Origin of the sequence: Vagococcus sp. WN89Y (assembly GCF_052220145.1) — a bacterium.
Classification (GTDB): Bacteria; Pseudomonadota; Gammaproteobacteria; order Enterobacterales; family Enterobacteriaceae; genus Kosakonia.
In genome coordinates, this window is sequence record NZ_JBQPOM010000011.1 from 204,693 (window position 1) to 219,009 (window position 14,317).

Annotated in this window: 7 protein-coding genes; 6 read left to right on the plus strand and 1 reads right to left on the minus strand. The window is 55.6% G+C overall.

The genetic code is table 11. The features are described 5' to 3' along the window. The first annotated feature begins 42 nt into the window (after positions 1-42). The 6 genes from pdhR to acnB all read left to right on the plus strand — a co-directional run bounded on the left by pdhR (position 43) and on the right by acnB (position 11,662). Positions 43-807, plus strand: coding sequence for a pyruvate dehydrogenase complex transcriptional repressor PdhR (gene pdhR / locus ACTU3N_RS02785; protein ID WP_443084604.1), 765 nt, complete (start codon positions 43-45; stop codon positions 805-807). A gap of 215 nt (positions 808-1,022) precedes the next feature. Continuing rightward, positions 1,023-3,686 (plus strand): pyruvate dehydrogenase (acetyl-transferring), homodimeric type, encoded by a 2,664-nt coding sequence (gene aceE, locus ACTU3N_RS02790; protein ID WP_443084605.1) that lies wholly within the window; start codon positions 1,023-1,025, stop codon positions 3,684-3,686. 14 nt (positions 3,687-3,700) lie between these two features. Beyond that, complete coding sequence (gene aceF / locus ACTU3N_RS02795) at positions 3,701-5,596, plus strand: pyruvate dehydrogenase complex dihydrolipoyllysine-residue acetyltransferase (protein WP_443084606.1); 1,896 nt, start codon at positions 3,701-3,703, stop codon at positions 5,594-5,596. A gap of 200 nt (positions 5,597-5,796) precedes the next feature. Then, entirely contained in the window at positions 5,797-7,224 is a 1,428-nt protein-coding gene (gene lpdA / locus ACTU3N_RS02800; RefSeq protein ID WP_443084607.1) for a dihydrolipoyl dehydrogenase, read from the plus strand. Between the two features lie 155 nt (positions 7,225-7,379). Beyond that, complete coding sequence (locus ACTU3N_RS02805) at positions 7,380-8,795, plus strand: hypothetical protein (protein WP_443084608.1); 1,416 nt, start codon at positions 7,380-7,382, stop codon at positions 8,793-8,795. Positions 8,796-9,064: 269 nt separating this feature from the next. After that, entirely contained in the window at positions 9,065-11,662 is a 2,598-nt protein-coding gene (gene acnB, locus ACTU3N_RS02810; protein WP_443084609.1) for a bifunctional aconitate hydratase 2/2-methylisocitrate dehydratase, read from the plus strand. 73 nt (positions 11,663-11,735) lie between these two features. Here acnB and ACTU3N_RS02815 read toward each other — a convergent pair. After that, on the minus strand, positions 11,736-14,317 hold a 2,582-nt coding region (locus ACTU3N_RS02815; protein WP_443084610.1), incomplete at its 5' end, for an Ig-like domain-containing protein.

Here is a 14,317-nt window from a genome sequence, read left to right on the forward strand (position 1 = left end):
TAAGACCAATTTACTCTGGTCGAATGGCAAAGACAGGGAACAATGGCCTATAGCAAAATCCGCCAACCAAAACTCTCCGATGTGATCGAGCAGCAACTGGAGTTTTTGATCCTCGAAGGGACTCTGCGTCCTGGTGAGAAACTGCCTCCGGAGCGCGAGCTGGCAAAACAGTTCGACGTTTCTCGTCCTTCGCTGCGCGAGGCCATTCAGCGCCTCGAAGCAAAAGGGCTGCTTCTGCGTCGCCAGGGTGGCGGGACTTTTGTCCAGAGCAGCCTGTGGCAAAGCTTCAGCGATCCGCTGGTGGAGCTTCTGGCCGAACATCCTGAATCCCAATTTGACCTACTCGAAACTCGCCATGCCCTGGAAGGCATCGCCGCCTACTATGCTGCGTTACGCAGCACGGAAGAAGACAAGGCGCGCATCAAGGAGCTGCATCACGCCATTGAACTGGCGCAAGAATCAGGCGATCTGGACGCGGAGTCCGACGCTGTCCTCCAGTATCAAATCGCCGTAACTGAAGCGGCACATAATGTGGTGTTGCTTCATCTGCTACGCTGCATGGAGCCGATGCTGGCACAAAACGTTCGGCAGAATTTCGAATTACTGTACGCACGCCGGGAAATGCTCCCGCTGGTCAGTAACCATCGTTCGCGGATTTTCGCCGCGATCATGGCCGGGGAACCGGAAGAGGCGCGTGAAGCTTCGCACCGTCACCTGGCATTTATCGAAGAGATTCTGCTGGATCGCAGCCGCGAACAGAGCCGCCGTGAGCGCTCGCTTCGCCGGCTGGAACAACGAAAGAATTAAGATTTTCTGGCGCGTTTTGCGCCGGAAATTTGTAACACAAGCGCCAACAATTTAGAGCGCGGCAACTAACGTAGAACCTGTCTTATTGCGTCTTTAGATGCCCAATAATTCAGCTTGCAGTGTTTTTCGGTATACATCCGGACGCAACGCGGCAAGAGGGCGCAATGGGACAGGTTCCAGACAAATCAACGTATTAGATAGATAAGGAATACCCCATGTCAGAACGTTTACAAAATGACGTGGATCCGATCGAAACTCGCGACTGGTTACAGGCGATCGAATCGGTTATCCGTGAAGAAGGTGTTGAGCGTGCTCAGTATCTGATTGACCAGCTGCTTTCAGAAGCCCGCAAAGGTGGGGTGAAAGTGGCTGCGGGCACCGGAGCAAGCAACTACGTAAACACTATTGCCGTTGAAGATGAGCCGGAATACCCGGGCAATCTGGATCTGGAACGCCGTATTCGTTCAGCTATCCGCTGGAACGCAATCATGACCGTTCTGCGCGCGTCCAAAAAAGATCTTGAACTGGGCGGCCACATGGCGTCCTTCCAGTCTTCCGCAACCATTTACGAAGTGTGCTTCAACCACTTCTTCCGCGCTCGCAACGAGAAAGACGGCGGCGATCTGGTTTACTTCCAGGGTCATATCTCCCCGGGCGTTTATGCGCGTGCGTTTGTTGAAGGCCGCCTGACCGAAGAGCAGATGAACAACTTCCGCCAGGAAGTGCATGGCAACGGTCTCTCCTCTTACCCGCACCCGAAACTGATGCCGGAGTTCTGGCAGTTCCCGACCGTATCCATGGGTCTGGGGCCGATTGGCGCGATCTACCAGGCGAAATTCCTGAAATATCTGGAACACCGTGGCCTGAAAGATACCTCTGAACAAACCGTTTACGCTTTCCTCGGCGATGGCGAAATGGACGAGCCGGAATCCAAAGGCGCGATCACTATCGCGACCCGTGAAAAACTGGATAACCTGTGCTTTATCATTAACTGTAACCTGCAGCGCCTTGATGGCCCGGTTACCGGTAATGGCAAAATCATCAACGAACTGGAAGGCATCTTCGCCGGTGCTGGCTGGAACGTGATTAAAGTAATGTGGGGTTCCCGTTGGGATGAGCTGCTGCGCAAAGACACCAGCGGCAAACTGATTCAGCTGATGAACGAAACCGTTGACGGCGACTATCAGACCTTCAAATCCAAAGACGGCGCGTATGTGCGTGAGCACTTCTTCGGTAAATACCCGGAAACCGCCGCGCTGGTTGCTGACTGGACTGACGATCAGATCTGGGCGCTGAACCGTGGCGGTCACGATCCGAAGAAAATCTATGCTGCACTGAAAAAAGCGCAGGAAACCAAAGGCAAAGCAACCGTCATCCTGGCCCATACCATTAAAGGTTACGGCATGGGCGATACCGCCGAAGGTAAAAACATCGCTCACCAGGTGAAGAAAATGAACATGGACGGCGTGCGTTATATCCGCGACCGTTTCAATGTGCCTGTTACTGATGAGCAAGTTGAAAAACTCTCTTACATCACCTTCCCGGAAGGCTCCGAAGAGCACAAGTATCTGCATGAACGCCGTCAGGCGCTGAAAGGCTACCTGCCGTCTCGTCAGCCGAACTTCACCGAGAAGCTGGATCTGCCGAAGCTTGAGGACTTCTCTCAGTTGCTGGAAGAGCAGAGCAAAGAGATCTCTACCACCATCGCTTTCGTGCGTGCACTGAACGTGATGCTGAAGAACAAATCCATCAAAGATCGCCTGGTGCCAATCATCGCCGACGAAGCGCGTACCTTTGGTATGGAAGGTCTGTTCCGTCAGATTGGTATTTACAGCCCGAACGGTCAGCAGTACACCCCGCAGGACCGCGAGCAGGTTGCGTACTATAAAGAAGACGAGAAAGGTCAAATTCTGCAGGAAGGTATCAACGAGCTGGGCGCAGGCGCATCCTGGCTGGCTGCTGCGACCTCTTACAGCACCAACAACCTGCCGATGATCCCGTTCTACATCTACTACTCCATGTTCGGGTTCCAGCGTATCGGCGACCTGTGCTGGGCGGCAGGCGATCAGCAGGCTCGCGGCTTCCTGATTGGCGGCACGTCAGGCCGTACGACCCTGAACGGTGAAGGTTTGCAGCACGAAGATGGCCACAGCCACATTCAGTCACTGACCATCCCGAACTGTATCTCTTATGACCCGGCTTATGCTTACGAAGTTGCTGTGATTATGCACGACGGCCTGGAGCGTATGTACGGTGAAAAACAAGAAAACGTTTACTATTACATCACCACGCTGAATGAAAACTACCACATGCCTGCGATGCCGCAGGGTGCGGAAGAGGGTATCCGTAAAGGTATCTACAAGCTGGAAACCGTCGAAGGCAGCAAAGGCAAAGTTCAGCTGATGGGCTCCGGTTCTATCCTGCGTCACGTACGTGAAGCAGCACAGATTCTGGCGAAAGACTACGGCGTAGGTTCTGACGTTTATAGCGTCACCTCCTTCACCGAACTGGCGCGTGATGGCCAGGATTGCGAACGCTGGAACATGCTGCACCCGACTGAAGAACCGCGCGTTCCGTACATCGCTCAGGTGATGAACGACGCACCGGCAGTTGCATCGACTGACTATATGAAACTGTTCGCCGAGCAGGTTCGTACTTATGTACCGGCTGATGATTACCGCGTACTGGGTACCGATGGCTTTGGCCGCTCTGACAGCCGTGAAAACCTGCGTCACCACTTCGAAGTGGATGCTTCTTACGTGGTTGTAGCAGCTCTGGGCGAACTGGCTAAACGTGGCGAAATCGACAAGAAAGTGGTGGCGGAAGCAATCACCAAGTTCAACATCGATGCAGAAAAAGTTAACCCGCGTCTGGCGTAAGAGGTAAAGAGATAATGGCTATCGAAATCAAAGTACCGGACATCGGGTCTGATGAAGTAGAGATCACCGAGATTCTGGTCAAAGTGGGCGACAAAGTTGAAGCTGAACAGTCGCTGATCACCGTAGAAGGCGACAAAGCCTCTATGGAAGTTCCGTCACCGCAAGCGGGTATCGTTAAAGAGATCAAAGTCTCTGTTGGCGATAAAACCGAGACGGGCAAACTGATCATGATTTTCGATTCCGCCGACGGTGCAGCTGATGCTGCACCTGCTAAGGCAGAAGAGAAGAAAGAAGCTGCTCCGGCCGCTGCACCAGCAGCCGCAGCAGCCAAAGAAGTGAACGTGCCGGATATCGGTAGCGACGAAGTCGAAGTGACCGAAGTGCTGGTGAAAGTGGGCGACAAAGTCTCCGCTGAGCAGTCGCTGATCACCGTTGAAGGCGACAAAGCCTCGATGGAAGTTCCGGCACCGTTCGCGGGCACCGTGAAAGAAATTAAAATCAACACCGGCGACAAAGTTTCCACCGGCTCGCTGATTATGATTTTTGACGTCGAAGGCGCGGCTCCGGCGGCATCTGAAGCCAAACCGCAGGTCAAAGAAGAAGCGGCTTCCGCTCCGGCTGCAGCTGCGGGCGTGAAAGAAGTGAACGTACCGGATATCGGCGGTGACGAAGTTGAAGTGACCGAAGTGCTGGTCAAAGTGGGCGACAAAGTCTCCGCTGAACAGTCGCTGATCACCGTTGAGGGCGACAAAGCCTCAATGGAAGTTCCGGCATCGTTCGCGGGCACGGTTAAAGAGCTGAAAGTGAACGTGGGCGACAAAGTCTCCACCGGCTCTTTGATCATGGTCTTCGAAGTCGAAGGCGCTGCTCCTGCGGCGGCCCCGGCCGCGAAACAGGAAGCCGCTCCGGCACCTGCTGCGCAGGCGGCTAAACCGGCTGCTCCGGCAAAAGCAGAAGGTAAATCTGACTTCGCTGAAAACGATGCTTACGTACACGCAACGCCGCTGATTCGTCGCCTGGCGCGCGAGTTCGGTGTTAACCTGGCGAAAGTGAAAGGGACAGGCCGTAAAGGTCGTATCCTGCGCGAAGACGTGCAGGCTTACGTGAAAGAAGCGGTGAAACGTGCCGAATCTGCACCGGCTGCTGGCGCGACCGGCGGTGGTCTGCCTGGCATGCTGCCGTGGCCGAAAGTGGACTTCAGCAAGTTCGGCGAAATCGAAGAAGTGGAACTGGGTCGTATCCAGAAAATCTCGGGTGCTAACCTGAGCCGTAACTGGGTGATGATCCCGCACGTTACGCACTTCGACAAAACTGATATCACCGATCTGGAAGCGTTCCGTAAACAGCAGAACGTGGAAGCTGAGAAGCGTAAACTGGACGTGAAAATCACCCCGGTTGTCTTCATCATGAAAGCCGTTGCTGCAGCACTTGAGCAGATGCCGCGCTTTAACAGCTCCCTGTCGGAAGACGGTCAGAAGCTGACGCTGAAGAAATACATCAACATCGGTGTTGCCGTTGATACGCCAAATGGCCTGGTGGTTCCGGTATTCAAAGACGTGAACAAGAAAGGCATCATCGAGCTTTCTCGTGAACTGATGACCATCTCCAAAAAAGCGCGTGACGGTAAGCTGACCGCTGGCGAAATGCAGGGCGGGTGCTTCACCATCTCCAGCATCGGCGGCCTGGGCACCACCCATTTTGCGCCGATTGTTAACGCACCGGAAGTGGCCATCCTCGGCGTGTCCAAATCGTCTATGGAACCGGTCTGGAACGGTAAAGAGTTTGTACCGCGTCTGATGATGCCGATTTCGCTCTCCTTCGACCACCGTGTCATTGACGGTGCCGATGGTGCGCGCTTTATCACCATCATCAATAATACGCTGTCCGACATTCGCCGTCTGGTGATGTAATCGAAAAGCCGGCCCTGACGGCCGGCTTTTTTCTGGTAATCTCATAGAGCCTGTGGGGTTATCAGGGGCAAAGGACAAATCGTTTGCCGTTTGTTGTTTCAAAATTGTTAACAATTTTGTAAAATACGTGCGGATAGAACGTCCCGGTGGATGAAGGGCGACATGAAGTACCCCTGACCGCCGGAAATCAATAAGAGGTCATGATGAGTACTGAAATCAAAACTCAGGTCGTGGTACTTGGGGCAGGCCCGGCAGGTTACTCTGCTGCCTTCCGTTGCGCTGATTTAGGTCTGGAAACCGTCATCGTTGAACGTTACAACGCACTGGGCGGTGTTTGCCTGAACGTGGGTTGTATCCCTTCTAAAGCACTGCTACACGTTGCAAAAGTTATCGAAGAAGCCAAAGCGCTGTCTGAACACGGTATCGTCTTCGGCGAGCCGAAAACCGATATCGATAAAATCCGTACCTGGAAAGAGAAAGTGATCACTCAGCTGACCGGTGGTCTGGCAGGTATGGCGAAAGGCCGTAAAGTGAAAGTGGTTAACGGTCTGGGTAAATTTACCGGGGCGAATACCCTGGAAGTGGAAGGCGAAAACGGCAAAACCGTGATCAACTTCGACAACGCTATTATCGCGGCGGGTTCCCGTCCGATTCAGCTGCCGTTTATTCCTCATGATGACCCGCGCGTATGGGACTCCACCGATGCGCTGGAACTGAAAGAAGTACCGAAGCGTATGCTGGTGATGGGCGGCGGTATCATCGGTCTGGAAATGGGCACCGTTTATCATGCGCTGGGTTCAGAAATTGACGTGGTTGAAATGTTTGACCAGGTTATCCCGGCGGCTGACAAAGATATCGTTAAGGTCTTCACCAAGCGTATCAGCAAGAAATTTAACCTGATGCTGGAAACAAAAGTGACTGCCGTTGAAGCGAAAAAAGACGGCATCTATGTTTCTATGGAAGGCAAAAAGGCCCCGGCCGAGCCGCAGCGCTACGATGCGGTGCTGGTTGCAATTGGTCGCGTACCGAACGGTAAAAACCTTGACGCGGGCAAAGCGGGCGTGGAAGTGGACGACCGTGGCTTTATCCGTGTCGACAAGCAGCTGCGCACCAACGTGCCGCACATCTTCGCTATCGGCGATATCGTCGGTCAGCCGATGCTGGCGCACAAAGGCGTGCATGAAGGCCATGTTGCCGCTGAAGTGATTGCCGGTAAGAAACACTACTTCGATCCGAAAGTTATCCCGTCTATCGCCTATACCGAGCCGGAAGTGGCATGGGTTGGTCTGACTGAGAAAGAAGCGAAAGAGAAAGGCATCAGCTACGAGACCGCCACCTTCCCATGGGCTGCCTCTGGCCGTGCTATCGCTTCCGATTGCGCAGACGGTATGACCAAGCTGATTTTCGACAAAGAGTCGCACCGTGTTATCGGCGGCGCGATTGTCGGCACCAACGGCGGCGAGCTGCTGGGTGAAATCGGCCTGGCGATTGAAATGGGTTGCGACGCAGAAGATATCGCGCTGACCATTCACGCGCACCCAACGCTGCATGAATCCGTTGGCCTGGCCGCGGAAGTGTTCGAAGGTAGCATCACCGACCTGCCGAACCCGAAAGCGAAGAAAAAATAACGCTTCGCTCAGCATAAGCGCCTCTTCGGAGGCGTTTTTTTTGCCCTGAATTTGTGAACGTGGCTGGAAATTCTGCCGCGATGACTAAATATTGCCCGACTTCTGCCGATGTTATGTTACCCACCATTTCTGGCGAGTCAGGGAGATTCTTCGTCATGTTAACTGGTATCAACCGCTTGTCACAGCTCACCGTGGCGCATATGACGCCTTCTGTGAATGCTGCCCCAAGCGCGCGCGTAGGCAGCAACAGTCATACTGCAACACCCCCCGGAGCCGTGGCATCCACAAAAGTTATCTTCGGCAGTCAGTCAGAAGAGATAGCCGCCGTCTACGATCTGTCCGCCAAAAAAGTGGCTCCCGGTCAGGGCAACCCGGAGATCCTGGCGCTGATGAATACGGTGTCTGCCAGCAACTCAGTCTCAGCCCTGAGTGGACTGGGGAGCGCGTTGCTCAGCAACCTGGAAAGCAATCCCGGCGATATTTCTCAGTCAATCAGCGGCACTTCGCTGGCTGCTGGCGTCAGCGGCGCCACGAAATCGGCGGTGACGCTTAATATTGTGACCCAGACTGGCTCCACCGTGCATCTCACCCTGTCACGACAGAATGATGGCCTTGCGGTTGAGGTGAAAACCGAAGGCAAATCGCTTAATAAAGACGAAGCTGAGGCGGTGGCGAATTTAAGCAGGGCGTTTGGTAAAACGCTGGACGGTCTGGGCAGAGAGCCACCGGAGCTGGATATTGGCGATTTAACCCAATTTAACAGCAACCTGCTGAAATCCGTCGATTTGAAAACAGATATGCGCCGTGGCGACACCACGTTGCAATCGCTGAATTTCCACGCGGATGCCAGCGAGCGCTGGGTCGCTTATGAAGACCAGAACTTTTCGCTGAAAATGACCAGCGACATCGCCAGCCAGACGTTACCCACCAGCTATTCGCAGCAGCAGCTGGCGCTAAAAGCCTGGGACAACAAGCTTGATAAAGCGCGTACCGACGGGCACGGTGATCTGGGGCAAATGGCCGCCATGAAATCGGTGTTCCGTGCGCTCAATAGCACCGTCAGCGCGCAAAGCGCCTCGCCGACAGAGGTCGCGACAATTCGCTCCGGCGCTTCGCGTTTGAGCGGGCTGAATGATTTTTCTCTCTCTTTAACGCAGGCGGATAAATCGCTCAACCCGGCGCGCAGCGATGAGAAGCAGAGCTTTGCGTATCAGGCTTCGCAAAATACCCAGGAGATAGCGCGTAATGATGGTTCGAAGAGCATCAGGCAAACGAACCGCAGCCATCTCAGCGCCAGCTGGTATACCGCGCTCGATCCGGCGACGCCGCTGTCGCTGAGCACCACAAAATCGTCGCAGAACTACTATTACCATATGCTGGAGAATGACGAAGAGAGCACCACCACGCTCAATTACAACTCCCAGGGAGCGCTGGCAAGCGTAGGCCAGCACGAGAAGGTGGATAACCGCGAGACGGTGAAAAAGTACGTGCTGGGCGAGCTGGTCGATGAAACCATCACGCCGCTCCAGTATGAGCACAATAAGATTTTGCGGCTTCTTGCTATAAAGTAACAACTTCATAACAACGGCCCTGCGGGGCCGTTTTGCGCCTGTAAAACGATTTTTATCTTCTCGCCAGACCTTCCGCCGCCTGGTTTATTTCTTTCGTAACGATTCAGCTAATATTTAATGTTGCTTTTTTGTAAACGGATTAACAGCCTGTCAAAATCCTGCTATGCTGGCCGACGCGGTTCGCGGATTTACCCTACAAACTGCTGTCTCACAGGAGCGTGAAGAGAAACGCCTGCCGCATTATGACAATGAGAGCGAGGAGAACCGTCGTGCTAGAAGAATACCGTAAGCACGTAGCCGAACGTGCTGCAGAGGGGATTGCGCCAAAACCGCTAGATGCAACCCAAATGGCAGCGCTTGTTGAGCTGCTGAAAAACCCGCCAGCTGGCGAAGAAGAATTCCTGTTAGACCTGCTGACAAACCGTGTTCCGCCGGGCGTTGATGAAGCCGCCTATGTAAAAGCAGGTTTCCTTGCCGCTGTCGCCAAAGGCGAAGCGACCTCTCCGCTGGTAACCCCTGAAAAAGCGATCGAACTGCTGGGCACCATGCAGGGTGGTTATAATATTCACCCGCTGATTGAAGCTCTTGATAGCGACGCGCTGGCACCGATTGCCACCAAAGCGCTGTCCCACACCCTGCTGATGTTCGATAACTTCTACGATGTGGAAGAGAAAGCCAAAGCCGGGAACACCTGGGCCAAACAGGTGATGCAATCCTGGGCCGATGCAGAGTGGTTCCTGAGCCGCCCGGCGCTGGCAGAAAAAATCACCGTGACCGTCTTTAAAGTGACGGGTGAAACCAACACGGACGACCTCTCTCCGGCTCCGGATGCATGGTCGCGCCCGGATATCCCGCTGCACGCACTAGCGATGCTGAAAAACGCCCGTGAAGGGATCGAACCGGATCAGCCTGGCAGCGTCGGCCCAATTAAACAGATAGAACAGCTTGCGCAAAAAGGCTTCCCGCTGGCGTACGTCGGTGATGTGGTCGGTACCGGTTCTTCACGTAAATCGGCAACCAACTCCGTGCTGTGGTTTATGGGCGACGACATTCCGTTCGTGCCTAACAAACGCGGCGGTGGTCTGGTGCTGGGCGGCAAAATTGCGCCAATCTTCTTCAACACCATGGAAGATGCGGGTGCGCTGCCCATCGAAGTGGACGTTAACAATCTGAACATGGGCGACGTGATTGACGTTTACCCGTTCAAAGGAGAAGTGCGCAACCACGAAACCGGCGAACTGCTGGCGAGCTTTGAGCTGAAAACCGATGTGCTTATCGACGAAGTCCGCGCCGGTGGTCGTATTCCGCTGATTATTGGTCGCGGCCTGACCACCAAAGCGCGCGAAGCGCTGGGCCTGCCGCCGAGCGATGTCTTCCGCCAGGCGAAAGATGTGGCGGTAAGCAGCCGTGGCTACTCGCTGGCGCAGAAAATGGTCGGTCGCGCTTGCGGCGTAGAGGGCGTTCGCCCTGGCGCCTACTGTGAGCCGAAAATGACCTCTGTCGGTTCGCAGGATACCACTGGCCCGATGACGCGTGACGAGCTGAAAGACCTGGCATGCCTGGGCTTCTCTGCTGACCTGGTGATGCAGTCGTTCTGCCACACTGCGGCGTATCCGAAACCAGTTGATGTCACCACGCACCACACGCTGCCGGACTTTATTATGAACCGTGGCGGCGTCTCGCTGCGCCCTGGCGACGGTGTTATCCACTCCTGGCTCAACCGTATGCTGCTGCCGGACACCGTCGGTACCGGTGGCGACTCCCACACCCGTTTCCCGATCGGTATTTCCTTCCCTGCCGGGTCAGGCCTGGTGGCGTTTGCCGCCGCAACAGGCGTGATGCCGCTGGATATGCCTGAGTCTGTACTGGTGCGCTTTAAAGGCAAAATGCAGCCGGGCATTACGCTTCGCGATCTGGTTCACGCCATCCCGCTGTATGCTATCAAACAGGGTCTGCTGACCGTTGAGAAGAAAGGCAAGAAAAACATCTTCTCTGGCCGCATTCTGGAAATCGAAGGGCTACCGGACCTGAAAGTCGAGCAGGCTTTTGAGCTGACCGATGCGTCTGCCGAGCGTTCTGCTGCCGGTTGTACTATCAAGCTGAACAAAGAACCGATTATTGAGTACCTGAACTCAAACATCGTGCTGCTGAAGTGGATGATTGCCGAAGGCTATGGCGATCGCCGTACGCTGGAGCGCCGCGTGCAGGGCATGGAGAAATGGCTGGCTGATCCGCAACTGCTGGAAGCAGACGCCGATGCCGAGTACGCAGCGGTTATCGATATCGATCTGGCGGAAATCAAAGAGCCAATCTTGTGTGCGCCAAACGATCCGGACGATGCGCGTCTGCTGTCTGATGTACAGGGCCAGAGCATTGATGAAGTCTTTATCGGTTCCTGTATGACCAACATCGGTCACTTCCGCGCCGCCGGTAAGCTGCTGGACAGCCACAAAGGCCAGCTGCCGACCCGCCTGTGGGTTGCGCCGCCAACGCGTATGGACGCAGCGCAGCTGACCGAAGAGGGTTACTACAGCGTGTTTGGTAAGAGCGGCGCGCGTATCGAGATCCCTGGCTGTTCGCTGTGCATGGGTAACCAGGCGCGCGTGGCGGATGGCGCAACGGTGGTCTCCACCTCAACGCGTAACTTCCCGAACCGTTTAGGTACCGGCGCGAACGTCTTCCTGGCTTCTGCGGAGCTGGCGGCGGTTGCGGCGCTAATCGGTAAACTGCCGACGCCGGACGAGTATCAAAACTTTATGGCGCAGGTGGATAAAACCGCCGTGGATACCTACCGTTACCTGAACTTTGATAAGCTCGAACAGTATACGGATAAAGCCGAAGGCGTGATTTTCCAGACCGCTGTCTGATAATCCGCGCTCTACGTAATAAACCCCCAGCAGTCAAACGACTGATGGGGGTTTTTTATTGCTCAGTTATCGCTTAGTTACACGGGCCACCGCCTGCCATGTAATTAAGCGAACGGGCGGAGGTCGTCACCAGCGGCAGTTTCTTATTTCCCAAACTGATATTTACCGATCCATTCCCTGAGACTCCAAAGCTGCCGATATTGAAGGTTGAACTGTCAAAATTCAGCAACACCTTAATGTTACCGAGCGTGGTGTTGCGCGTCAGGGTGTAGGTTCCCCCGGACACCCACTGCGCAGCGGTGATTTTGTCCAACGGATAGTTCTGCGGATCGTTCGTTTTGACGTTAGAGTAGGCCAGGCTCACCGAACTTGCGGCAGGTTTGCCCTGGAAAGGGGAGAACTGAGCAATGCCCTGATAAACAGAACGCAGTTTTCTCCCGCCTTCAATCAGCACCACCTTCTGAGCATATTTTCGCGTACCCGATGGGCAGGTCGCGGTGAGATCCTGGCCCAACGTCACTTCCTGGGTAAGCGAACCTTGCGAAGAAGCGGTCAATTTATTCGCCACCACATTCGACACTATCATGCTGAACTGGTATGAGGCGGTACTGAAATCCCTCTGCGCTACCGCCAGGGTGTAAGCCGTCGGACTAAAGGTGATGCTTAGCGTCTGGCTGGTACCATTGATGGTCGCTGTGACGTTGCTCTGGCCCGTGTTGTAACTGGTTAGCGTGGCCGTGGTAGCGCCGCTGCTGTCGGTCGCTCCGCCTGATGTAATACGCGCGCCGTTATTCGCGCTGAAACTGACGTTCAGGCCGGGCAGGGGCGTACCGCTTGCATCCGTTACCGTCGCTTTTACGCTATTGGTAGCACGACCATCCGCACCCGCATTGTTCGTGACGATTGTCAGACTTGCGAGCAGCGCTTTGCTGCCGTCACCCGAAAAGATGACCGCAATGGTCTGACTGCTGCCGTTGATCGTCGCGGTCACTTTGCTTTGCCCGGCTTTTTTGCTGGTCAGTTTCAGCGTGACCGAACCGTCGCTCCCGGTGGTGCCGCTGGCGGCGATGATCGCGCTGTTGTCCGCGGTGAAACTGACTTTCTGACCTGGCAGAATATTGCCGTGCTCGTCGCGCACCGTGGCTTTGACGCTGTTGGCAGCGCTGCCGTTGGCGAGGGCGTTATTGCTGACCACGGCCAGATCGCCGCTGATAATCCGCGCGGTACCGGCGTTGGCAACAAAGGTCAGCGTCTGGCTCTGGCTGCTGCCGTTGATCGTTGCCGTCACCTTGCTTTGCCCGGCTTTCTTGCTGGTCAGCGTCACGGTGACCGAACCGTCGCTGCCGGTGGTGCCGCTGGCGGCGATGGTTGCGCTGTTGTCCGCGGTAAAACTCACCTTCTGACCTGACAGAATATTGCCGTGCTCGTCGCGCACCGTGGCTTTCACGCTGTTGCTGGCGCTGCCGTTGGCGAGTGCATTATTGCTGACCACCAGCAGATCGCCGCTGATAATCCGCGCGGTACCGGCGTTGGCGACAAAGGTCAGCGTCTGGCTCTGGCTGCTGCCGTTGATCGTTGCCGTCACCCTGCTGGCTCCGGCTTTCTTGCTGGTCAGTTTCACAGTCACGCTGCCATCGCTGCCCGTGGTGCCGCTGGCGGCGATGGTCGCGCTGTTGTCCGCGGTAAAACTCACCTTCTGACCTGGCAGAATATTGCCGTGCTCGTCGCGCACCGTGGCTTTCACGCTGTTGCTGGCGCTGCCGTTGGCGAGTGCATTATTGCTGACCACCAGCAGATCGCCGCTGATAATCCGCGCGGTACCGGCGTTGGCGACAAAGGTCAGCGTCTGGCTCTGGCTGCTGCCGTTGATCGTTGCGGTGACTTTGCTGGCTCCGGCTTTTTTACTGGTCAGCGTCACGATGACCGAACCGTCGCTGCCGGTGGTGCCGCTGGCGGCGATGGTTGCGCTGTTGTCAGCGGTGAAACTCACCTTCTGACCGGACAGAATGTTACCGTGCTCGTCGCGCACCGTGGCTTTCACGCTGTTGCTGGCGCTGCCGTTGGCCAGCGCGTTATTGGCTGTGATGACCAGATCGCCGCTGATAATCCGCGCGGTACCGGCGTTAGCGACAAAGGTCAGCGTCTGGCTCTGGCTGCTGCCGTTGATCGTTGCCGTCACCCTGCTGGTTCCGGCTTTTTTGCTGGTCAGCGTCACGATGACCGAACCGTCGCTCCCGGTGGTGCCGCTGGCGGCGATGGTCGCGCTGTTGTCCGCGGTGAAGCTGACCTTCTGACCGGACAGAATGTTACCGTGCTCGTCGCGCACCGTGGCTTTCACGCTGTTGCTGGCGCTGCCGTTGGCCAGCGCGTTATTGCTGACCACGACCAGATCGCCGCTGATAATCCGCGCGGTACCGGCGTTGGCGACAAAGCTCAGCGTCTGGCTCTGACTGCTGCCGTTGATCGTTGCGGTCACCCTGCTGGCTCCGGCTTTTTTGCTGGTCAGCGTCACGGTGACCGAACCGTCACTGCCGGTGGTGCCGCTGGCGGCAATGGTCGCGCTGTTGTCTGCGGTGAAGCTCACCTTCTGGCCTGACAGAATGTTGCCGTGCTCGTCGCGCACCGTGGCCTTCACGCTGTTGCTGGCGCTGCCGT